The following is a 21,222-nucleotide window of genomic DNA, read 5'->3' as shown; positions in this document are numbered from 1 at the left end:
GCTCGGGTCGTCGGCTGCCGCCGGTTCCCCGGGAAGTGTCACTCGGCTCCGGCATGCCCGGCCTTCTCGTGCTCCAGCGCCGCGATCCGCCCGGCGGCCCACTCGGCCCAGTCGCGCTGCGCGGCGGTCAGGCGCAGGCCCCACTCCAGCGCGATGTCGCCGTACAGCCGCAGCGCGTCGTCGCCCTGGCCGATGACGAACTCGCGGATGCCGAGGAGCTGGTCGTGCTCGTGGACGGCGCGCTCGGCCAGCCGCTCCAGATAGCCGCGGGCGGCGTCGGTGCCGACCTGGTCGAGGAAGAAGACCCGCAGCAGCATGTCGCTGCGCCGGGTCAGGGTGGGCGGCACCTCGACCAGCCAGTGGCGCAGCTCGGCCCGGCCCTCCTCGGTGATCTCGTATTCCTTGCGCCCGCGCGGGCCCTCCGCCGCGACCCGCACCAGCCCTTCCTTGGACAGCCGGCCGAGCTCGGCGTAGAGCTGGCTCTGGGTCGCGGGCCAGACGTTCTCCAGCGACAGCTCGAAGGTCTTCAGCAGGTCGTAGCCGCTGGCGGGCCCGGCCGACAGGAGGCCGAGCATGGCATGACGAAGGCTCATGGGTCCGATCGTACATTCCTGTGTTGACATGTCGCGAGTGGAGGTTCTACTTTCGACATGTCACTCATGGAACGTCGAACCCAAGGAACCCCCCATGCTCCGTTACGTCCTCACCTTCCTCCCCTGGATCGCCTTCGCCGTTCTCAGCACGAACGGCGAGGCCAGGTTCGGAGCCGCGGCGGCGCTCCTCGTGTCGATCGTGCTGCTCGCCGTCGATCGGCGGGCGGGGCGCGGCTGGGACGAGATGGTCATCGAGCTCAGCTCGGGGGTCTTCTTCGCCGGTTTGACGCTCGCCGCGTTCGCGGTCACGCCGGCGCCCTTCGGGGAGTACGGCCCGGCCGTCTCGGTGGCCTGGCTGGCGCTCACCGCGTGGGGGTCGCTGGCCGTCCGCAAGCCGTTCACGCTGGGCATCGCCCGCCGGACCACCGCGCCCGAGGTGCACGCGACCCCGCTGTTCTACCGCGTCAACGCCGTCATCACCGCCGTGTGGGCGGCGGGCTTCACCCTCAACGCGATCGGCCTCGCCCTGCTGCTCGCCTTCGCCCCGCACGCCACCGCCGCGATCATCGCGGTGAAGGTCTGCGGCTTCGCGCTCCCCGCCCTGTTCACCATCCGCTACCCCCAGATCGTCCGCGCCCGTTACGCCGCCTGATCGGAGTCACCCGCCATGACCACACAGCTGACCGCCTCCTACCTGACCGGCCGCCTCGCCCCCGTGCCCGACGAGATCGACGCGCTCGACCTGCCGGTCGAGGGCACGCTGCCGCCCGAGCTCACCGGCCGCTACTTCCGCAACGGGCCCAACCCCCGCCCGGGGGAGGACGGCGGGCACTGGTTCGTCGGCCACGGCATGATCCACGGCATCCGGCTGCGCGGCGGGCGGGCCGAGTGGTACCGCAACCGCTGGGTCCGCACCACCCGCTTCGCCGGCGCGCCGTACGTGCACGAGCGCGGCGTGGACCTCGCGGCCGTCCCCGCCAACACCCACGTGATCCGGCACGCCGACAAGATCCTCGCGCTCGTGGAGAACGGCCTGCCGTACGAGATGACGCCGCAGCTCGACACGGTCGGCCCCTGTGATTTCGGCGGGCGGCTGGCCACGGCGATGACCGCGCACCCGAAGGAGGACCCGATCACCGGAGAGCTGCACTTCTTCGGGTACGGCTGGGCCGAGCCCTTCCTCACCTACCACCGGCTGTCGGCCGGGGGCGAGCTGGTGGAGAGCCGGCCGGTGGACGTGCCGGGGCCCACCATGGCGCACGACTTCGCGATCACCGAGCACCACGTGGTGTGGCTCGACCTGCCGGTCGTCTTCGACTTCGGCCTGGTGGGCCGCGGCATGCCCTACCGGTGGGACGACGCGTACGGCGCGCGGCTGGGCGTGATGAGCCGCGCGACCGGCGAGGTGCGGTGGTTCGAGATCGACCCCTGCTACGTCTTCCATGTGGGCAACGCGAGCGAGGACGAGCACGGGCGCGTCGTCGTCGACGCGGTGCGCTACTCGCCGGGGGCGTTCTGCGGTTTCTGGCCGACCATCGGCGGCGCGGCCAACCCGGCCGCCCACACCGGGGGCGCGGCCCTGCACCGCTGGACGCTCGAGCCCGCCACCGGCGTCGTGGCGGACGAGCCGCTCGACGACCTCGACGTCGAGTTTCCCACGATCAACGAGACGCGCACCGGCCTGACCAGCCGCTACATCTACGCGGTCGGCAAGGGCGCGATCGTGAAGTACGACACCGCGAACGGCACGAGCCGGGCCTGCCAGACCGGCGAGCGCTCGCCGGGCGAGGCCGTGTTCGTCCCCGCCTCGGGCGCCGAGGCCGAGGACGAGGGCTGGCTGCTGTCGATCGCGGGCACCGAGCACGGCGCCGAGCTGCTGGTGCTCGACGCGTCGGACCTGGCCCAGGTGGCGTCCGTACGGTTGCCGCGCCGGGTGCCGGCCGGGTTCCACGGCTCGTGGATTCCCGACGACGTTCCCGGCGCGTGAGCCGTACGGACGCTCGCCCGGGTCAGACCCGGGTGACGCGGACGGCGTCGGCCACGACGTAGCCCGTGCCGGAGGTCCATCGGCTGACGCCGACGGCGTTGTAGGTGCCGGCGTTGAGGGAGAACGTGCCCAGGCTGCGCCAGGTGCCGCCGCCCGAGCGCTGGTCGACGTAGACCGTCTGGTTGCCGCTCGACGTCGCCACGATGTACGGCGCCGAGGAGTTGTAGCCGGGGTCGGACGGATACCACACCTCGACCCGGTAGGTGCCCGCGCTGGGGACGGCCACCTGATACCAGGCCGGGTCGCTGGCGGCCACGGGGTTCGCGAAGCGGTAGTCGGTGCCGTAACGCTGCGCGGAGTAGGACGAGGTGCCCCAGTTGGCGCTCGCCGTGAACTGGCTGCCGGAGTTGTCGACCGTGGCCGACCACGACGGGGTGCCGCCGCCGGTCACGTAGTTCATGTAGGTCGTCCAGTTCCAGTAGGAGCCGGGGTCGGTGTGGGTGGCGCCCGGCACCTCGTTGTGGCCGATGATGTGCGCGCGATCCTTCGGGATGCCGTACTTGTCGCAGATGGCGCGGGTCAGCGCCGCCGAGGCGCGATACATGGCGTCGGTGAACCACGAGGCGTCGCTGATGTAGCCCTCGTGCTCGATGCCGATGGAACGGGTGTTGTAGGACCAGTTGCCCGCGTGCCAGGCGATGTCCTTCTCCCGCACCATCTGGGTGATCTCGCCGTTCGACGACTTGACCACGTAGTGCGCCGAGACCTGGGCGGCGGAGTTCTGGAACCAGGAGATCGTGCCGGCGTACGAGCCCTGGGTCACGTGGATGACCACCCGGTCGATGGCGTAGCTCGACGGGCGGCTCGACGCGGTGTAGTTGGCGGAGCTGGCCGGCACCCAGGCGGCGGGGCCGTAGTCGGTGCTGAGCGTCTCCACCGGCGAGTTCAGGTCGCGGACCTTGGCGTAGGCGCCGCGGTCCGCGGTGACCTCTCGCGGTGCGACCGTGACACCGCGGGCCTTGATCCCGAGGCCGAGCTGCTCGTAGACGGAGTCGGCGTAGAGGCGGGCGACCTCGGGCGAGGTGGCGTTGGAATATCTGGCCACTGCCTCATACCAGCGGCCGGCGTCCTTCCTGGCCGCCTCGTCGAGGCCGAGCTCGTCGGCGTGGGCGCGCAGCAGGGCCGCGCCGGCCATGACGTTGGCCTCGGTGTCGGAGCGCAGCTTCTCGGCCGGCAGCCCGGTCAGCTCGGCGGCCTTCTCCAGGGCGTGGACCGTGGGGTTGCTGACCAGGTGCATGACGCCGTAGCCGCCGCTCGCGCTCGGCTTGCCGGCGTGGTCGTCCAGATGGGTCTCGGCGTAGGCCACGGCGACCAGCAGGTCGCGCGGCACGTCGTGCGCGGCGGCCGCGCGGTCGAACGCCGCGGGGAGCGGGGCGGGCCCGGCCGCCATGGCGGGCCGTCCGGTGAGGACGAGCACGAGGGCGGTGAGGACGGCGGCGGTGAGAGGGGCGGTGAGGGCGGCTAATCGGGGGAGGGGGAGACGCATACGGGGCTCCTGGTGAGGGGGGTGACGGCTGCACCGTATGCCAGTTCTGACACGATGTCGATAATTGACATCACAACTGTGTAAGAAGAAACTTTCCGCCCTCACTCTTGCGCCGTGACCGGATTTGGGCCCCCTCCGATCGGGTGAAAACTATTGCGCGGTCAAGGGAAGGCATTGAAACTTCCCTTCGTGACCACGCTCCCGCGTACCCTCCTGGCCACGTTCATCGTCCTGGTCGTCACTCTCGTCACTCCCCGGTCCGGGGCCGCGGCGGCCTGCGCCACGGACCCCGCGACCCCCAAGCGGCAGCTGCGCGCCATGTGGATCTCCACGGTCGCCAACATCGACTGGCCCAGCCGCACCGGTCTCAGTGTCTCCGCACAGCAGGCCGAGCTGCGCTCCTGGCTCGACCTGGCCGTCAGCAGGCATATGAACGCGGTGATGGTGCAGGTGAGGCCCACCGCCGACGCCTTCTGGCCCTCGCCGTACGAGCCGTGGTCGCAGTGGCTCACCGGCACCCAGGGCCGCGACCCCGGCTACGACCCTCTGGCGTTCCTGGTCGCCGAGGCCCACGCCCGCGACCTTGAGCTGCACGCCTGGTTCAACCCCTACCGCGTCGCCAACGACGACGATCCGGCGACGCTGGTCTCCACCCACCCGGCCCGCGTGCATCCCGACTGGCGCTTCGCGTACGGCGGCAAGCTCTACTACAACCCCGGCATCCCCGAGGTCAGGGCCTTCATCGAGGACGCGATCATGGATGCCCTCACGCGGTACGACGTCGACGGCGTCCACCTCGACGACTACTTCTACCCCTATCCGGTGAGCGGCGAGGCCCTTCCCGACTCCGCCACCTTCAGCCGGTACGGCGGCGGCTTCTCCGACATCGGCGACTGGCGGCGTGACAACGTCAACCGGCTCGTGCGAGAGCTGGACCAGCGCGTCCACGCGGCCAAACCGTGGGTGTCCTTCGGTGTCAGCCCGTTCGGCATCTGGCGCAACTCCACCACCGACCCCCTCGGCTCCCGGACCTCCGGGCTGCAGTCGTACGACGCGATCTACGCCGACACCAGGCTGTGGGTGAAGCAGGGCTGGGTGGACTACATCGCGCCGCAGATCTACTGGCACATCGGCTACGGCCCCGCCGCCTACGAGGTGCTCACCGCGTGGTGGTCCGGCGTCGTCGGGGGGACCGGCGTCGGCCTGGTCGTCGGCCAGGCCGCCTACCGGGTCGGTGCGAGCGGCCAGGACGCCGCCTGGCAGGACCCGGCCGAGCTCGGCGACCACCTCTACGACAACAGGAAGCACCCCGAGGTGATCGGCGACGTCTACTTCAGCGCCAAGGACGTCAGGGCGGACCGGATCGGCGGCTTCTCGGCCCTCGTGGCGGCTCACTACTCCAGGCCGGCGCTCCCGCCCGCGCGGGGCACCGGTGGGGCGCCCGCGGCCCCCTCGATCACCTCCGCCGTCCGCACCTCGACCGGCGTCGCCCTGTCCTGGCAGGGCAGCGGCACCTCGTACGCGGTCTACCGGGTCGACGGCGCGGTCTCGACGGCCGATCCGTGCGCGTTCGCCGACGCCCGCACCCTGCTGACCACGACCAGGCAGACGGGCTACACCGACACCACGGCCACGGGCACGGCGACCTACTACGTCACCGCGCTCGACCGGTGGCGGCAGGAGAGCGCGCCCAGCGACGGTGCGACCGCCCCCGGGGCGTCCGCGATCGTGGTCGACAACGCCGGATCCTCGTTCACCGCGAGCTCGGCCTGGGGCGTCTCGGCCTACTCCGCCCAGCGGTACGGCGCCGACTACCGCTTCGCCACCCCGGTGGCGGCCAGCGACCCGGCCTGGTTCACCGCCACGATCCCCAGCGCCGGGAGCTACCGCGTCGAGGTCTGGTATCCGTCCGACCCCGGCTACAACAGCGCGACGCCGTACATCGTGGCGACGTCGAGCGGCAACCAGACGGTCTACGTCGACCAGCGGACGGGCGGCGGCCAGTGGCGCTCGCTCGGCACGTTCACGCTGTCCGCCGGGACTTCCAAGGTGGTCGGCGTGAGCCGGTGGACCTCCGCCACCGGCTACGTCGTCGCCGACGCCGTCCGCATCACCAGGGTCTAGTAGGGGACGGGCCGGTAGTGCGTGGTGACCCGGCCGTCGTCGAGCACGTGGAGGGCGATGGCCGGCGGCAGGTCGTAGTCGACCGGAGGCTGCGCCGAGGTCTCGGACGGCAGCAGCGCGGTGCTGACCACTCCCGGCGCGACCAGCAGCGGCAGCCCGGCGAACGTCGTCGCCGCCGCCGTGTGGGCGTGCCCGGCCAGCACCGCGATGGCGTGCGGGTGACGGCCGAGGACCTCCGCCAGCCCCTCAGGCCGCCCGAGCCGGATGCGGTCCACGTACGGGATGCCGAGCGCGACGGGCGGGTGGTGCATGCCGACGAAGGCGGGGACGCCGGGCGTCGCGGCGAGCACGGAGTCGAGCCAGGCCAGGGTGTCGTCGTCCAGCGCGCCCTCGGGCCGGCCGGGGATGCTCGAGTCGCACAGCGCGATCGTCGCGTGGTCGAGGTTGAGCGCCTGGTTGACCGGGTGGTCGCCGTCCTGCTCCAGCAGCACCTTGCGGAGGTTGCCGCGCGCGTCGTGGTTGCCCGGGCACAGCACGAGCGGCACGTCGTCGCCGGCGATCAGCTCGCGGACGGTCTCGTACTCCTCCATCGCGCCGTGGTCCGCCAGGTCGCCGGTGAGCACGATCGCGTCGGGCCGCAGCGACCGCGCGTAGGTGAGCGCGCGGGCGGCGCGCGAGGTGTTCCGCTCGCTTCCGTCGATGTGGATGTCGCTGACGTGCGCCAGCACGAGCATGTGATACCTCCGGGCGGATGGTGGGAGCTCCAGCTTCTCACGCGAGACGGCGGCGGTCAGGACGGCGAACACCGCGGTGTGACGCGTTTCTCATCGAGACCGTGACAGGGGGCTGTCGCGGCCGGACACCAGCATGACGGCATGTGCGACGACATGGAGCTCGACATGTGCGGCATCGTCACCACCGGCGTCGAGGACGTCCCGGAGACCCGGGCCTTCAACGAGGAACTGGAGCGGCGGCTCGCGGCGCAGACCCCGATACACATCCTGAACGACCCTGCCGCCAGCAGGAAGGCCCGCGCCCTGATGGGCGGGCACGAGCGCGTCCCCGAGGCCGTCGACCGGGCCGTCGGCGGGGTCCCCGTACGCGTGTTCGTCCCCCCGTCCGTCGACGGGGTGTTCCTGCACATCCACGGCGGCGGCTACGTGATCGGTTCCGCGGACGGCCAGGACCTCTGGCTGTGGCGGCTGGCCCGCGAGGCGCGGGTGGCCGTGGTCAGTGTCGACTACCGCCTGGCGCCGGAGAACCCCTACCCCTGCGGCCCCGACGACTGTGAACGGGCCGCATTGTGGCTGGCCGAGCACGCCGCCGCGGAGTTCGGCGCCGACCGGCTGGTCATCGGTGGAGAGTCGGCCGGCGCCTGCCTGGCGGCTCTCACCCTCCTGCGGCTGCGCGACCGCCACGCGGTCACCGGCGCGTTTCGCGCCGCCCATCTCAGCTTCGGCTCCTACGACCTGTCGATGACGCCGAGCGTCCGCCACTGGGGTGAACGCAACCTGCTGGTCTCCACGCCGATCATCGCCTGGTTCAGGGAGCAGTACACGCCCGGCATGACCCCAGAGGAGCGCCGATCCCCTGAGATCTCCCCGCTGTACGCCGACCTGTCGGGCATGCCCACGGCCAGGTTCGTGGTGGGGACGATGGATCCGGCGCTCGACGATACGTTGTTCATGGCCGCGCGCTGGCGGGCGGCCGGCAACGCCGCCGAGCTGGAGGTCGTCGCGGAGGCGGCGCACGGCTTCACGCTCTTCCCGATCGCGGTCGCCGAGCGGGAGCGGAGGCAGCAGGTGGGATTCGTCCGGAAGGCGGTGGCGACGGCGGAATGAACCGGACCGAACGCCTGTACGCCCTGGTCGAGGAGCTGCGGGCCGTGGCGCCCCGGCCCCGGACCGTCGCCTGGCTGGCCGAGCGCTTCGAGGTGTCCCGGCGGACCGTCCAGCGCGATCTCCAGGCGCTGCTGCAGGCGGGAGTGCCGGTGCGCGACCAGGCCGGGCCCTACGGCGGGTGGTTCGTCGACCCGGTGATGACGCTGCCCCCGATCAATCTGACCGCGGAGGAGGCGCTCGCCCTGGCCGCGGCGGTGGCGGCGGCGGAGCACACGACCCCGTTCGCCGCCGCCGCACGCGGCGCGATGGCCAAACTCGCGGCCGCCATGTCGGCGGGGGCGGCCGACCGGGCGGCCGAGGCGAGCCGCCGGATCTTCGTGCTGCCGCAGCCGCGGACCGAGACCGTGCGCGAGGCGGTGGCGCGAGCGGTCCTGGAGCAGCGGGTGATCCGCCTGACGTACGCGGACGCCGCCGGGGAGGAGACCGAGCGCGAGGTCGAGCCCGCCGCGCTGCTGACGGCCCGCGGCCGCTGGTATCTCGTCGGCTACTGCCGGGTCCGCGAGGCCGGGCGCGGCTTCCGGCTCGACCGCATCCGGCGCGCCGAGGTCACCGCCGAGGCCGCGCCGGCCCGTGAGCTCGCCGCCCTCGACCCGGCGCTCGCGACCGCGACGTACGCCGAGTCGCTGGAGTCGTTCACGAACCGCGCTTAGGCCGCCCGGACAGCCGTTCGGCGAGGATCCGGGCCCTGGCGAGCTGCACCTTCCGCGCCTGGCCCGCCGCGAACCCCATCACGAGCCACGGTGCGCTCAGGTCCAGCCGGTCGTCCACCCGCGTGCCGCCGGCCTCCGGAGACAGGTCGAAGCGGTAGCCCATCCGGACGCCGCCGGGGCTGTCCACCTGTCCCCGTACGGATAGGCCCTCGGTCAGCAGCGTGACGGCGATGGGGTTGTCGTACTTCAGCCCGAGGAAGCGGAACCGCTCGACGGAGGTGTACCGCACCATCCCCGGCTCGGACCGGTCGACGTCCCGCACGGCCACCACGAGCGGTGACAGGCCGATGTAGCTCTCCGGCGTCGTGAGGTGCTCGAACACCTTCTCCGGCGCGGCGTCCACGTGGAACGTGTTGGTCAGCACCCGTCCGGGCACCCCGGCCCCCTCTTATTCGGGCATGGCTTGATGGGGGAATTGTGGCAGGACCGGATCGCCGGACGGACGCCGGATGATCACGATGAGGTGTCGCGCAGAAAGGCGGCGGTCGCGGGATCGGCCGGATAGAACGACTCGATGGCCAGCTCGGAGACCGTGATGTCGAGCGGGGTGCCGAAGGTCGCCACGATGCTGAAGAACGACAGCTCCCGCCCGGCCCGCCGCACCCGGAGCGGCACGAGGATGTCCCCGGGGCCGGGCAGCTCCACCTCGGGTTCCGGCTGGTCGCAGGGGTAGTCGCGCAGCTCGGCGTACAGCTCGGTGAGCCGCGGGTCGGCGGTGAGCGTGATCTGCCGGCGCAGCCGTCCGAGCAGGTGCGCACGCCACTCGCCCAGGTTGAGGATGTGCGGGGCGAGCCCTTCCGGGTGCAGGCTCGCCCGCAGCACGTTGCTCAGCAGGTCGGGGTCCACGCCCTCGGCCAGCAGCGCGATGCCCTCGTTGGCGTCGACGAGCTCCCAGGTGCGGTCGACCACCACGGCCGGATAGGGGTCGTGCGCCGACAGCAGCCGCCGGATCGCCTCGCACACCGCCGCCATCCCCGGCGAGTCGAGCGGCGACTCGGTGTAGACGGGGGCGTATCCGGCGGCCAGCAGCAGGTGGTTGCGCTCGCGGAGCGGAAGGTCGAGGTGCTCGGTGAGGTGGAGCACCATGTCGCGGCTCGGGGTGGCCCGGCCGGTCTCGAGGAAGCTGATGTGGCGGGTGGAGATCTCGGCCAGATTCGACAGATCGAGCTGGCTCAGCCGCCGGTGTTCGCGCCACTGGCGCAGGAGCTCCCCGAACGGCCGCTGGTGAAGCGTTGCAACGGTCACGTCCTGGACGCTATCCGGTCGCCGATCGGCCCGGCGATTACCCCTGAGGTAGGCGCCGGGCGTCCGGGACGCGTCCGCTACTCCCAGCGGAACAGCCGGGCCGCGGCGAGACCGGCGGCCAGCGCCCAGCCCGCCAGCACGGCGAGGTGGAGCGGCTGGGGGGCGTGCCCGCCCAGGGCGTCCATCAGCCCCTGCCCGAAGGCGCCCGTGGGCGTGAAGTCGCTGATCCGGCGCAGGATTTCGGGCATGAGCGGCCGGGGCAGCCACATCCCGGCGAGGAACAGCAGGGGGAACATGAGGGTCGAGCCCACCCCCTGGACGACCCGGGCGTTCTTCGCCACGGCGGCCAGCAGCAGCCCGATGGCGAGGACGGTGAGCGTGCCGAGGACGAAGACCGCCGCGAACGCCCAGGGCGAGCCCGGCAGCGGCACCCCGAGGACCAGGTGACCCAGCACCAGCGTCACCGTGGTCGCGGCCACGGACACGATCACGTTGATCAGCAGTTGGGCGGACAGCAGCGCGCCCGGCCGCACCGGGGTGGTGGACAGCCGCCGCAGCACGCCGCGTTCCCGGTAGACGACCAGGGTGGCGGGCAGCACGCTCAGCCCGAGCGTCACGACCGACAGCAGCACCATCATCGCCGTGAAGGGCGCGTCCACGAACCGCTGCCCGCCCAGCGACGGATCCGCGTCGCGGAAACCGGGGATCGTCGTGCCCAGCGCCAGCAGCAGTCCCACCGGCAGCACGATCGCGAAGAACACCGCGACGGGTTCGCGGAGGAAGAGCCTGGCCTCCACGGCCGCGAGTTTTCCGAAGGCCTTCGTCATGACTCCTCCTTGCCGGTGAGAACGAGGAACGCGTCGTCGAGGGTGGTGCGCTCCATGCGCAGGCCCCGCGTACGCGACGGGGGCAGCACGGCGGCGACGGCGCTCAGCAGGTCGCCGGTGCCGGTGACGGTGACCTCCGCGCCGCTCCCGTCGGCGGACACGGTGACGGACGCCACCTCGGGCAGCGCACGCAGGCCGTCGACGGGTTCGTCGGTGTGGAAGACCAGGCGCTGCTCGCCGCCGGCGCGGGCGACCAGCCCGGTGGGGGTGTCCACCGCCCGCACGCGGCCGCGGGAGATGACCGCGACCCGGTCGCACAGGCGCTCCACCTCTTCCATGAAGTGGGTCACGAGCAGGATGGTCACGCCGCGGTCCCTGATCCGGGCGACCAGGTCCCAGGTCTCGCGGCGGGCCCGCGGGTCGAGACCGGTGGTGAGCTCGTCGAGTATCGCGATGCGCGGGCTTCCGACCAGCGCGAGCGCGACCGACAGCCGCTGGCGCTGCCCGCCCGACAGCTTGCCGAAGGGCGCCCGGAGGTCGAGCCCGGCCTCCTCGGCCAGGGCCCGCCAGTCGGCCGGACGGGAGTAGAACGAGGCGTAGAGCGCCAGCGCCTCCCCGACCCGGATCTTGTCCGGCAGCGAGCACTCCTGGAGCTGCACGCCGACCTGTTCCTTCAGGTCCGCGTCCACGGTGACCGTGCCCGCGGTGGGGGTGCGCAGCCCGGCGACACACTCGACCGTCGTCGTCTTGCCCGCCCCGTTGCGGCCCACGATGCCGAAGACCTCGCCCTCCTTCACGGAGAACGACACGTCCTCGACCGCGACCCGCGTTCCGTACGTCTTGCGGAGGTGGTCCACGGTGATGATTGCCATGGCCAAGACGCTAGGAATCGGGCGATCCGCGGAGAATGCGGCTGTGGACCCGGTGGGGGTGCACTTTTCTCCACCCCCATCGGGCGGCTCGGGCCACTGTGCCGGCCCGGCGGCAGCCTCCAGACTGAACCCATGGCCTCAGCTCGCTCGACCCTCGTCGCCCTCGCCAGGGGCGCCGCTCTCGCCGGCCTCGCTCTGGTGGGCCTGGCCGCCGGCCTGGCGATGCTGGCGGCGGTGCTGCTCACGTTCGCGGTCGGCCTGGTGATCGTCTTTCCCCCGGCCGTACGGCTCGCGCGGGCCGTTACCCGGCTGCAACGCCGGCTGACCGCGCGCTGGGCGGGCATACCGGTCGACGAGCCGTACCGGCCCGAGCCGCCCCCGCCGGTGCCGCAGCACGACGGGTGGTATCGCGACGGCCGCACGCTGTACAAGCGGCCGACGATCCCGGCCTTCAACCTGCGCTGGCACTGGATGACGAAGGACCCGGCCACCTGGCGCGACTTCGCCTACCTGCTCGCCGCGCCGCTGACGAGCGGGCTCGTGGCCGCCGCTCCGCTGCTCGCGACCGCGTACGGCCTCGTCCGCGTGGCGGGCGGCGACCCCGTGGGCCTGGCCTGGATCCTGCTCGCGGTGATCGTCGTGCGCTGGTACGCGCCGTGGGCCGTGCGTCTGCACGGTCAGGTCGCCGCCGCGCTACTGGGGCCCACCGAGAAGGCCAGGCTGGCCCAGCGGGTCAGCCGACTGGACGCCGCCCGCACCGAGGCCGTCGACTCGCAGGCGGCGGAGCTGCGCCGGATCGAGCGCGACCTGCACGACGGCGCCCAGGCCCGCCTGGTGGCGATCGGCATGACCATCGGCGCGGCCGAGCAACTGCTGGAAAGCGACCCACAGGCCGCCCGGGCGCTGCTCGGCAAGGCGAGGGAGGCCTCGGCGACCGCGCTGCAGGAGATCCGGCGGCTGGTGCGCGGCATCCATCCCCCGGTGCTGGCCGAGCGCGGCCTCGGCGACGCCGTACGCGCCCTCGCCCTGGACAGCCCGCTGCGCGCCCACGTCACGGTCGACCTGCCCGAGCGCGCCTCGGCCCCGCTGGAGTCCGCGGCGTACTTCGCGGTCAGCGAGCTGCTGGCCAACGCGGCCCGGCACGGCGACGCGACCGAGGCGTGGGTGGACGTGAGCGCGCAGGGCCCGGCGCTGCGCGTGACGGTGACCGACGACGGCCACGGTGGCGCGGACCCCGGGCAGGGCACCGGTCTGCGGGGCATCGAGCGCAGGCTCGGGGCGTTCGACGGCGTCCTCGCGGTGAGCAGCCCGGTGGGCGGCCCGACCACGGCCGTCATCGAGCTGCCCCGGGCGTTCCGGGTGCGGCCGGCGCCGCTGACCCCGTGGCGTTACTTCGGCCGCCTGTGCTGGGGGCTGTGGCCGATCGCGCTGTTCCCGCAGGGGCTGGTCGCGATGGTGCTGAAGCTGGTGGGATCGCCGGTGAAGTCCTGGTTCCTCGGCCTGCACGTGCCCGAGCCCTTCCAGTGGCCGGTCATCGTGGGCATGATTGCGCTCGGCGGCGGCCTGCTGGCCGTCGCGCTGGCGACGACGGCGTGGACCAGGGAAGCGGAGGGCGGCACGTGCGGGTAGTGCTGGCCGAAGACCTGCACCTGCTGCGGGAGGGCCTGGTCGCCCTGCTGCGCGCGCACGGCTTCGAGGTGGTCGCGGCGGTCGAGTCCGGCCCGGAGCTGCTCGCCGCCCTGGTCGGCGAGCGTCCCGACGTGGCCGTCGTGGACGTGCGGCTGCCGCCGACCTTCACCGACGAGGGGCTGCAGGCCGCCCTGGCCGCGCGGCGGCAGGTGCCCGGCCTGCCGGTCCTCGTGCTGTCCCAGCACGTCGAGCAGCTGTACGCCAGGGAGTTGCTGGCCGACGGGTCCGGCGGCGTCGGCTATCTGCTGAAGGACCGGGTGTTCAACGGCGAGCAGTTCGTCGACGCCGTACGCCGGGTCGCGGCCGGCGGGACGGCCATGGACCCCGAGGTGATCGCCCGGCTCCTGGCGAGCAACGCGCGCAACGAGCCGCTCGGCCGCCTCACCCCCCGGGAGCGCGAGGTGCTGGAACTGATGGCCGAGGGCAGGTCGAACGCCGCGATCGGGCAGCGGCTGTTCCTCAGCGACAGCGCGGTGGGCAAGCACACGGCGAGCATCTTCACCAAGCTGGGCCTGGCGCCCTCCGACGACGACAACCGCCGCGTCCTCGCCGTGCTCGCCTTCCTCAACAGCAAGTAGGGCAGGGAACGGCACAGGGGACGGCCGGGAATGTCGGTGCCGGGCGCTACTTTTGGACCCGAGTCGTGGCGCAGTCAGGTGGCGCAGGCAGGAGGTCGGGATGAAATTCCAGGTTAACCGCGACGTTCTCGCCGACGCGGTGGCGTGGGCGGCCCGGGTGCTGCCCGCCCGGCCCGCCGTGCCCGTTCTCGCGGGCCTGCTGCTGGAGGCGGGAGACGACCTGCGGGTGTCCGCCTTCGACTACGACGTCTCGGCCCGTGCCGACGTCGAGGCCGACGTCGCCGAGCCGGGGCGGGTGCTGATTCCCGGGAAGGTCCTGGCCGAGATCACCCGGAGCCTGCCCGCCCGGCCCGTCGAGATCGTCACAAGCGGGTCGGAGGCGGTGCTCACCTGCGGCAGCACCGAGTTCGGACTGATCACGATGCCGGACGAGGACTTCCCGGCGATGCCGCCGATGCCCCCGAAGGTCGGCGCCGTGGGCGGCGGCGCCTTCGCCACCGCGGTCGGGCAGGTGGCCGCCGCCGCGAGCCGCGACGACACGCTGCCCATGCTGACGGGCATCCGCGTGGACATCGAGGGCGTGCGGGTGTCGATGGCCGCCACCGACCGCTACCGCATCGCCGCCGCCGAGTTCCTGTGGCATCCCGAGCAGCAGGACGCGCGGCACGGCGTGGTCGTGCCGGCGCGGGTGCTGGTCGAGGTGGCCCGATCGCTGCGCGGCGGCGAGGTGGCGATCGGCCTGGGCGACAACGTCGCGGGCTTCGAGAGTCAGGGGCGCACGACGACCGTGCGGCTGCTGGACGACCAGTTCATCGACTACCGGTCCCGGCTGACCGCCCAGTGGGAGAACCACGCGGACGTGGAGGTGGGACCGTTCGTGGAGGCGGTCAAGCGTGTCGTGCTGGTCGCCGAGCGCAACGCCGCGGTCCGGCTGTCGTTCTCCCAGGGACAGGTGCTGATCCAGGCCGGGGGCGGTGACATCGGCAGGGGCGCCGAGGTCGTCGAGGCCGAGCTGGAGGGCCCGGACATCGAGATCGCCTTCCAGCCCCACTTCCTGCTCGACGGGCTGGCGGGCGTCGAGACCGGGCGGGCGCGCATCCACATGGACTCGCCGACCCGTCCCGCGCTGATCACCGACGAGGGCGAGGACCCCGGCTTCCGCTATCTCGTCATGTCCCTGCGGCTCGGCTGAGCCGTGCTCGCCTCACCGCTCGCCTGACTGCTCCCGCCTGATCGGGCCCCGCGGGTGCCGTTCGTACGGACCCGCCGGGCGGGGGCTCAGGAGGTGAGGGTGGCGGAGTCGGTGAGGGCGATGAGGATGTGCTCCATGCACGCGTGACCGGCCCGCTCGGCCGCGGTGGCGTCGCCGGCGGCGATCGCGCGCACGATCGCGTCGTGGGGGATGTAGTTCTGCTCCAGGGAGCCGCCGGCCGCCGCGATGCTCGCCCGCAGCGCCGCGGAGAAGTCGACGTAGAGGTCGATCAGCACCCTGTTGTGCGTGGCCTCGACGACCGCCACGTGGAAGGCGAGGTCGGCCTCGACGAACGCCTCGGGGTCGCCGTCCGACCATGCCTTCTCGCGCGCGGCCAGCGCGGTCTCGATCGACGCGACGTCCTCGTCGGTCCGCCGCGTCGCCGCGAGCCGGGCCGCCTCGACCTCCAGCGCGCGCCGGACCTCCAGGATCTCCAGCTGCTCGGCCGCGCGCAGCCGCCTGGCCATCGCACCCGACAGCTCGCTGGTGGCCCGCACGTACGTGCCGTCGCCCTGGCGACACTCCAGCAGCCCGGCGTGGGTCAGCGCGCGGACCGCCTCACGGACCGTGTTCCTGCCGACTCCGAGGTGCTCGGCGAGCACCGTCTCGGTGGGAATCTTGGCATTCATCTGCCAGGAGCCGGAGGTGATCTGCTCCTTGAGCTGGTCGATCACCTGGTCCACGAGAGACGCCCGCTGCGCCGTCCGCAGGCTCACGTCAGCCTCCTTTGGGTTGCCAATCATCCGATGATGGAATGAGTGGTAGACCCTCATTATTCCAGAGCCTCCAGAACAAGTCCGGAGCCCCAGGAGGCTATCGAGCGAGCACCGTCGTGGTCATGGAGCCCGGTATGTTCACGCGGATTCCGACCGCTTCCAGGGCTCTACGATATGCCCCTGACTGCCGGTCGAAGGCACCGGCCTGGCCCCACAGGTCGCCGAGCATGCGCCAGGCCCGGGCGGTCTCCCGGTCGGGCGTCTCGCCGTCCAGCAGGTCGTGCGCCCGGTCGAGCGCGGCGGCCGGATCTTGGGACCGTGCCAACGCGATCTCGGCCAAGACCATGTTCGCGGTCGCCGCGGTCGTCCCCTTGGCGCCGTCCAATAGATCCAGTGCCTGACCGGCGAGCTCGGCTGCGGATTCCGCGTCTCCGGTCCGGAAGCGTACGAAACCCAGCACCACGAGGCTCCGCGCGTGCTCCTGCCGCTCGGCCGGGAACCGCGCGAAGACGTCCGCCGCCGACTGCGCGAGCTCGTTGGCTCGGTCCAAATCGGCGCCTTCGGGATCCGCGGCGGTGAGGCGAGCCCAGTGCATCGCGATGCGGGCGCGGCGCACGGCGATCCGTGCCGGACGACCCGCCGCGAGAGCGTCCTCGGCGAGCTGCACGGCCAGCGCCGAGTCCTCGCCTTCGGCCGCCGTGACGCTGGCCTGCCACAGCGCGAGGATCTCCGCGCTGCGGTCGCTCGCGCGCGTCGGGCCCGCGGTCGACAGCACCCGCTCGACGTACGGCAGGCCGGTCTCGGCCTCCACCAGCGCCAGCGCCAGCTCGACGGCCAGTTCGCCCTCGATCACACCGAGCCGGTCGATCTGGCCGAGCGCGTGGGCGCCGAGGTCGCGCGCACGCAGCCGGTCGCCGGCCCGCTGGTAGCAGCGGCACAGCGCGACCGTCAGCGGCAGGTCGGCGAGGCGCTCGGGGTGCGCGGTGGCCTCGCGGCGCAGCCGCTCGTAGGCCTCGACGGCCCGGCCGACGCGCCCCTGGGCCTCCAGCGCCCGCGCCACACCGAGGCGCGCGTGCGCGGCCAGCATCGCGTTGTCCTCGCCCGCCGCCTTGACGATCTCGCCGAAGCGGTCGGCCGCCACGGCGGGATCGCCGTGATACAGCTCGAGCTCGGCATGACGCAGGCCGAGCTCGGTGTCGATGCGCTGCCGGGGTTCTATCCCGTGGAGCAGGAACTCGGTGGTGCAACCGAGTCGCTCGGCGAGCAGCCGGGCGACGACCGGCGTCGGCGTCCGCTTTCCGGACTCGATGAGTGAGACGTAACTGTCGGATAGGTCGGGTCCGGCCAACTGGGCCTGCGACATGCGCCTGCTCAACCGCAATCCGCGGACGCGGTCACCGATGGTTCCCTGACTCGGCATCTGATCTCACAGGGCGGGGGAAGGGTCAATAGTGTCGCCATAATGGCACGAAGCGACCGAATCGTGTAACCCTCCGTCAAGAATCACGACGATGAAGGTTCGATCACGGTGTCGAGATATCGGACGGGAGACCGTCGGTCAGTCGTCGTCCCCGTCCTTGCTGGGGAAGATCATCTGGCAGACCTCGAGGTACAAGGTCTCCGGATAGGGGATGTGGGGGACGGTACGCAGGGCCTGATCCTGGCCGGCCGACTCCATGACGAACTCGCCGTAGCCGAGCATGCGGCCGAGGAGCGAGCGCTGGAAGCTCATGTCGGTGACCTTGCTCAGGGGCATCATCGCGACCTTGCGCGTGATGAGGCCCGTGGTGAGAAGCATGCGCTGGGAGGTGACGACGAAGTAGTCGACCGACCACTCCGCGACCTTCCAGACGAATCGAACCAGCAGGAGGAGCCAGGCCCACCAGACGAGGGCGAGGGCCTGGCTCGCACCGTTGTCGCTCAGGAACTTGCTGAGGATTCCGGCGAGGATGAGGCCGCCGAAGATCTCGGCGACCGGGCGCAGGAGGACGGCGGGGTGACGCCGGACCATGATGACTTGGTGTTCGTGGGGGAGGAGGTAACGGTTGACCGACGACGGGGCCGAGTCCCCGTGGGTCACAAGTCTCATGTCAGGGTGGCGAAGAACTGCGCCATCGAGTCGGCCGCGCTGACGATTCCGTTGAAGGCCCCGTGGACCGTGTGGGCCGCGTCAGTCGGTCTCGTGAGCAGATAGAAGCCCGCCGACACGATGAGCGTCCACTTGATGACTTTCTTCGCCTGCACCGCCGTCACCACTCCCATGACCAATACATTACCCAGACACCCCGTTTGGTAAAGCGGCTAACCGCCAACGGGTTTCGTGATCGCGACGGCGTCAGCCCCGCTCCGCGGCGGCGGTCGCCAGGACCCGCAGATGCTTGCGGGCGATGCGCTCGACCAGTGCGGGGTGCGCGTGTCCGGTGACCTCGATGGCGCCGTGGTGGGCGGCCTGAACGCACCGGGTCACCGTCGCGGGAGGATGCACCCCCGCGAACTCGTCCCTGAGCAGGGCCTCGAGCTGTTCGTAGTGCTCGCCGGCCGGATGCTGGATCATCGCTCTCCCTGGTGGCGCGCCGCTCGCGAGAGCGCGAGGTGACGTCGTCATCACAGTGCGTACCCTATCGGGCGCGCAGTGTAACCAGGGGTGAGAGTGGACGGACGGCGCGGAAAGGAAGGGAAATCAGACCCCCGGGAAATCAGGCCCGGGGGACTCGGACGGCAGGGGGATCGGCGGCGGGGAGATCAGACGACGCCGTAGAGGCGGTCGCCGGCGTCGCCGAGGCCGGGCACGATGTAGCCGTTCTCGTTCAGCCGTTCGTCGAGGGCGGCCGTCACCACCCGGATCGGCCGGTCGCCGCCGCGAAAGGCCTCGTCCAGGTACGCGATGCCCTCGGGGGCGGCCAGCAGGCAGATCGCGGTGACGTCCCGGGCGCCGCGGTCGAACAGGAAGTGGATCGCCGCGGCGAGGGTCCCGCCCGTCGCGAGCATCGGGTCGAGCACGTAGCACTGGCGGCCGGACAGGTCCTCCGGCAGCCGCGTGGCGTAGGTCTGGGCCTTGAGCGTGGACTCGTCGCGGATCATCCCGAGGAAGCCCACCTCGGCGGTCGGCAGGAGCCGGGTCATCCCGTCGAGCATCCCCAGCCCCGCGCGCAGGATCGGCACCACGAGCGGCGCGGGGCGCGCCAGCCGTACGCCGTGGGTGGGCGCGAGCGGGGTGTCGACCGTCACGTCGGTGACCCTGACGTCCCTGGTGGCCTCGTAGGCGAGCAGCGTGACCAGCTCGTCGGCCAGGCGGCGGAACGTCGGCGAGTCGGTCCGCACGTCGCGGAGAGTGGTGAGCTTGTGGGCGACGAGCGGGTGGTCGACGACGAGGGTCTCCATGGGGACAAAAGTTACCGGGTCCTGGGCGAACCCTCGACGCCGGCTGAGTCTTTGATCACGATTTGGAGTGAGCGCCGTACGGTACGACTCCGATTCTGCGACCATTGCCTGCGTGAAGAGCGTGCGGTGGGGAAGACGATGACAGACGTGGACACTCTTGACTTCGCCATCGTCGTCTATCGCGAGGAGGACCGCTGGGAGGCGGAGATGCTCCCGGTGGCGCTGACCTCCGACCTGGACGGACTCATTCACGCCCTCCGCCAGACCCCCAGCATGGGAACCACGATTGGCATGGTCGCCGTAGGGGATGACTTCTTCGTGGCGTTACGGGTCTTCGGCGAGCAGGTGGACGTCTTCCTCTCGGACATCACGGCCGCCTGGGAGTGGCCGCTGGCGCAGCAGGTCCTCGAATACCTCGACGTGCCCGTGCCCGAGGAGGAGGAGCTCGACAGCGTGCTTCCCGCCGGGGACCTGTCCATCTTCGCCGACCTCGGGCTCGACGAGATGGAGCTGGGCGCGCTGTCCGGCGACCTCGATCTCCTGCCTGACGAGGTCCTGTCCAGCATCGCCGCACGGCTGGGTTTCTCCCAGCCGTTCGAACGCGCCGTCGACGCCGCCATCGGCTGACCTGGGGAGACGGCAATGCCCTCCAGATCCAACCTTTTCTCCGCCGGTTTCGCCCGCATCGACGGCCGCTGGGCCGGCGCCGAGGTCGACCTCGGCGAGGCCGAGATCGCCGACGACCTGAGCGACGCCCTGCAGGAGGCCCTCGGGCTCAGCGGCGACGAGCTCGCGCTGCTGTGCGTCGAGGTCGAGGACGAGTGGTTCGCGATCATCCGCTACGAGGACGACCTCGACCCCCGCGTGTTCATCTCCGACGCGCACGCCGTGCAGAACGACCCGCTGGGCGAGATCTTCGCCGAGCTGGCCGGCGTCGTGGTGGACAAGGACGCGCCCGACCTCGGCATCCGTCCGGTCGGCGACCTGGAGCTGCTCGGCGACTTCTCGCTGAGCGCGGAGGAGCTCGTGGAGCTCAGCATGGAGGAGGGCGTGCTGCCCGCCGACATCCTCTCCCTCATCGCCGAACGGCTCGGCTTCGCCGACGAGCTCGACCGGCTGCGGTGACCGGCTCGCCGCCGGACACGTACGAGGCCGCCATGCGGCTGGCGCTGGCGGAGGCCGTACGGGCGGGCGGGCGCGGCGAGGTGCCGGTCGGCGCCGTCGTGCTCGGTCCGCCCCGATCCGGAGCTCCGTACGGCGCGCCCGGTCCGGTGCTGGCCGCGGCGGGCAACGACCGCGAGGCGAGCGCCGATCCCACGGCCCACGCCGAGGTGCTCGCCCTGCGCGCGGCGGCGGCGCGGACCGGCGACTGGCGGCTGACGGGCTGCACGCTCGTCGTCACGCTGGAACCGTGCACCATGTGCGCCGGCGCCGCGGTCCTCGCCCGGGTGGACCGCGTCGTGTACGGCGCGGTGGACGAGAAGGCCGGGGCCGCCGGATCGCTGTGGGACGTCCTGCGGGACCGCAGGCTCAACCACCGGCCCGAGGTGGTCATGGGCGTGCTGGCCGGCGAGTGCGCGGCCGTGCTGACCGAGTTCTTCTCGGGCCGCCGCGGCTGAGTCCGCGGGCCGAAGGAAACGGATGCACGCGCAGTGGTGTTCGTCCGGTAAGCTGCTGCGCGGTGGAGTCGCCTAGTGGCCGAGGGCGCACGCCTCGAAAGCGTGTGTAGGGCAACCTACCGTGGGTTCAAATCCCACCTCCACCGCTCGACCAAGGAGCCGCCGGTCCTGATCACAGGGGC

Annotated in this window: 24 protein-coding genes and 1 tRNA gene; 12 read left to right on the top strand and 13 right to left on the bottom strand. The window is 71.9% G+C overall.

Annotation, left to right across the window (positions count from 1 at the left end; translation table 11 throughout):
• Window positions 1-38: 38 nt before the first annotated feature.
• Window positions 39-593 (bottom strand): PadR family transcriptional regulator, encoded by a 555-nt coding sequence (locus tag ABZ860_RS21380; protein WP_357222614.1) that lies wholly within the window; start codon window positions 591-593, stop codon window positions 39-41.
• Between the two features lie 94 nt (window positions 594-687).
• Here ABZ860_RS21380 and ABZ860_RS21375 point away from each other — a divergent pair, with 94 nt between their 5' ends.
• Window positions 688-1,245, top strand: a complete 558-nt coding sequence (locus ABZ860_RS21375; protein WP_357222612.1) for a hypothetical protein — start codon at window positions 688-690, stop codon at window positions 1,243-1,245.
• Between the two features lie 15 nt (window positions 1,246-1,260).
• Entirely contained in the window at window positions 1,261-2,580 is a 1,320-nt protein-coding gene (locus ABZ860_RS21370; RefSeq protein ID WP_357222610.1) for a carotenoid oxygenase family protein, read from the top strand.
• Window positions 2,581-2,602: 22 nt separating this feature from the next.
• Here ABZ860_RS21370 and ABZ860_RS21365 read toward each other — a convergent pair whose 3' ends face one another.
• Window positions 2,603-4,126 carry an N-acetylmuramoyl-L-alanine amidase gene (locus tag ABZ860_RS21365; RefSeq protein WP_357222609.1) on the bottom strand — a complete coding sequence of 508 codons (1,524 nt, stop codon included), beginning with the start codon at window positions 4,124-4,126 and terminating at the stop codon, window positions 2,603-2,605.
• A gap of 189 nt (window positions 4,127-4,315) precedes the next feature.
• On the opposite strand from ABZ860_RS21365, the gene ABZ860_RS21360 reads away from it, so the two are divergent.
• Window positions 4,316-6,250, top strand: coding sequence for a family 10 glycosylhydrolase (locus ABZ860_RS21360; RefSeq protein ID WP_357222607.1), 1,935 nt, complete (start codon window positions 4,316-4,318; stop codon window positions 6,248-6,250).
• Here ABZ860_RS21360 and ABZ860_RS21355 read toward each other — a convergent pair.
• Complete coding sequence (locus tag ABZ860_RS21355) at window positions 6,247-6,984, bottom strand: metallophosphoesterase (RefSeq protein WP_357222605.1); 738 nt, start codon at window positions 6,982-6,984, stop codon at window positions 6,247-6,249. The genes ABZ860_RS21360 and ABZ860_RS21355 overlap by 4 nt on opposite strands.
• Window positions 6,985-7,125: 141 nt before the next feature.
• Here ABZ860_RS21355 and ABZ860_RS21350 point away from each other — a divergent pair, with 141 nt between their 5' ends.
• Both ABZ860_RS21350 and ABZ860_RS21345 read left to right on the top strand, forming a co-directional pair.
• Window positions 7,126-8,091: an alpha/beta hydrolase fold domain-containing protein gene (locus ABZ860_RS21350; RefSeq protein ID WP_357222603.1), complete on the top strand. Its 966-nt coding sequence runs from the start codon at window positions 7,126-7,128 to the stop codon at window positions 8,089-8,091.
• Complete coding sequence (locus tag ABZ860_RS21345; protein WP_357222601.1) at window positions 8,088-8,801, top strand: WYL domain-containing protein; 714 nt, start codon at window positions 8,088-8,090, stop codon at window positions 8,799-8,801. The genes ABZ860_RS21350 and ABZ860_RS21345 overlap by 4 nt, the downstream gene beginning before the upstream one ends.
• Here ABZ860_RS21345 and ABZ860_RS21340 read toward each other — a convergent pair.
• The 4 genes from ABZ860_RS21340 to ABZ860_RS21325 all read right to left on the bottom strand — a co-directional run bounded on the left by ABZ860_RS21340 (window position 8,785) and on the right by ABZ860_RS21325 (window position 11,805).
• Window positions 8,785-9,237: an SRPBCC family protein gene (locus ABZ860_RS21340; RefSeq protein WP_357222599.1), complete on the bottom strand. Its 453-nt coding sequence runs from the start codon at window positions 9,235-9,237 to the stop codon at window positions 8,785-8,787. The two genes, ABZ860_RS21345 and ABZ860_RS21340, sit on opposite strands and share 17 nt — an antisense overlap.
• Before the next feature lie 77 nt (window positions 9,238-9,314).
• Window positions 9,315-10,106, bottom strand: coding sequence for a helix-turn-helix transcriptional regulator (locus ABZ860_RS21335; RefSeq protein ID WP_357222597.1), 792 nt, complete (start codon window positions 10,104-10,106; stop codon window positions 9,315-9,317).
• A gap of 77 nt (window positions 10,107-10,183) precedes the next feature.
• A complete protein-coding gene (locus ABZ860_RS21330; protein WP_357222595.1) occupies window positions 10,184-10,933 on the bottom strand; it encodes an ABC transporter permease in 750 nt (249 codons plus the stop codon).
• Window positions 10,930-11,805: an ABC transporter ATP-binding protein gene (locus ABZ860_RS21325; protein ID WP_357222593.1), complete on the bottom strand. Its 876-nt coding sequence runs from the start codon at window positions 11,803-11,805 to the stop codon at window positions 10,930-10,932. Before ABZ860_RS21325 ends, ABZ860_RS21330 begins: the two co-directional genes overlap by 4 nt.
• 132 nt (window positions 11,806-11,937) lie before the next feature.
• Between ABZ860_RS21325 and ABZ860_RS21320 the strand changes: the two genes are divergently transcribed.
• From ABZ860_RS21320 to dnaN, 3 genes are all read left to right on the top strand, one after another.
• Window positions 11,938-13,434 (top strand): sensor histidine kinase, encoded by a 1,497-nt coding sequence (locus ABZ860_RS21320; RefSeq protein WP_357222591.1) that lies wholly within the window; start codon window positions 11,938-11,940, stop codon window positions 13,432-13,434.
• Window positions 13,425-14,072: a response regulator transcription factor gene (locus ABZ860_RS21315; RefSeq protein ID WP_079314250.1), complete on the top strand. Its 648-nt coding sequence runs from the start codon at window positions 13,425-13,427 to the stop codon at window positions 14,070-14,072. Before ABZ860_RS21320 ends, ABZ860_RS21315 begins: the two co-directional genes overlap by 10 nt.
• A 100-nt stretch (window positions 14,073-14,172) precedes the next feature.
• Window positions 14,173-15,264 (top strand): DNA polymerase III subunit beta, encoded by a 1,092-nt coding sequence (gene dnaN, locus ABZ860_RS21310; RefSeq protein WP_357222589.1) that lies wholly within the window; start codon window positions 14,173-14,175, stop codon window positions 15,262-15,264.
• An 86-nt stretch (window positions 15,265-15,350) separates the two neighbouring features.
• Here dnaN and ABZ860_RS21305 read toward each other — a convergent pair whose 3' ends face one another.
• The 6 genes from ABZ860_RS21305 to upp all read right to left on the bottom strand — a co-directional run bounded on the left by ABZ860_RS21305 (window position 15,351) and on the right by upp (window position 19,421).
• Window positions 15,351-16,040, bottom strand: coding sequence for a FadR/GntR family transcriptional regulator (locus ABZ860_RS21305; RefSeq protein WP_357222587.1), 690 nt, complete (start codon window positions 16,038-16,040; stop codon window positions 15,351-15,353).
• A 97-nt stretch (window positions 16,041-16,137) separates the two neighbouring features.
• On the bottom strand, window positions 16,138-17,415 hold the full coding sequence (locus tag ABZ860_RS21300) for a helix-turn-helix transcriptional regulator (RefSeq protein WP_357222585.1): 1,278 nt from the start codon (window positions 17,413-17,415) through the stop codon (window positions 16,138-16,140).
• Between the two features lie 183 nt (window positions 17,416-17,598).
• Window positions 17,599-18,129, bottom strand: coding sequence for a PH domain-containing protein (locus ABZ860_RS21295; protein ID WP_139575509.1), 531 nt, complete (start codon window positions 18,127-18,129; stop codon window positions 17,599-17,601).
• Window positions 18,126-18,302 carry a hypothetical protein gene (locus ABZ860_RS21290; RefSeq protein ID WP_179155058.1) on the bottom strand — a complete coding sequence of 59 codons (177 nt, stop codon included), beginning with the start codon at window positions 18,300-18,302 and terminating at the stop codon, window positions 18,126-18,128. Before ABZ860_RS21290 ends, ABZ860_RS21295 begins: the two co-directional genes overlap by 4 nt.
• 73 nt (window positions 18,303-18,375) lie before the next feature.
• Entirely contained in the window at window positions 18,376-18,594 is a 219-nt protein-coding gene (locus tag ABZ860_RS21285; RefSeq protein WP_079314255.1) for a hypothetical protein, read from the bottom strand.
• Between the two features lie 188 nt (window positions 18,595-18,782).
• On the bottom strand, window positions 18,783-19,421 hold the full coding sequence (upp, locus tag ABZ860_RS21280; RefSeq protein WP_079314256.1) for a uracil phosphoribosyltransferase: 639 nt from the start codon (window positions 19,419-19,421) through the stop codon (window positions 18,783-18,785).
• 138 nt (window positions 19,422-19,559) lie between these two features.
• On the opposite strand from upp, the gene ABZ860_RS21275 reads away from it, so the two are divergent.
• From ABZ860_RS21275 to ABZ860_RS21260, 4 genes are all read left to right on the top strand, one after another.
• The gene (locus ABZ860_RS21275) at window positions 19,560-20,048 is read left to right on the top strand and encodes a tRNA adenosine deaminase-associated protein (RefSeq protein ID WP_030508646.1); all 489 of its coding nucleotides are present in this window, start codon (window positions 19,560-19,562) and stop codon (window positions 20,046-20,048) included.
• A 15-nt stretch (window positions 20,049-20,063) separates the two neighbouring features.
• Window positions 20,064-20,546, top strand: coding sequence for a tRNA adenosine deaminase-associated protein (locus tag ABZ860_RS21270; protein WP_182901750.1), 483 nt, complete (start codon window positions 20,064-20,066; stop codon window positions 20,544-20,546).
• Window positions 20,543-21,040 carry a nucleoside deaminase gene (locus tag ABZ860_RS21265; protein ID WP_357222583.1) on the top strand — a complete coding sequence of 166 codons (498 nt, stop codon included), beginning with the start codon at window positions 20,543-20,545 and terminating at the stop codon, window positions 21,038-21,040. Before ABZ860_RS21270 ends, ABZ860_RS21265 begins: the two co-directional genes overlap by 4 nt.
• A gap of 61 nt (window positions 21,041-21,101) precedes the next feature.
• Window positions 21,102-21,186, top strand: a tRNA-Ser gene (locus ABZ860_RS21260).
• Window positions 21,187-21,222 lie beyond the last annotated feature (36 nt).

This window comes from Microbispora sp. NPDC046973, assembly GCF_040644495.1.
GTDB lineage: Bacteria > Actinomycetota > Actinomycetes > Streptosporangiales > Streptosporangiaceae > Microbispora.
This window is presented reverse-complemented; position numbering and strand designations above follow the sequence as displayed.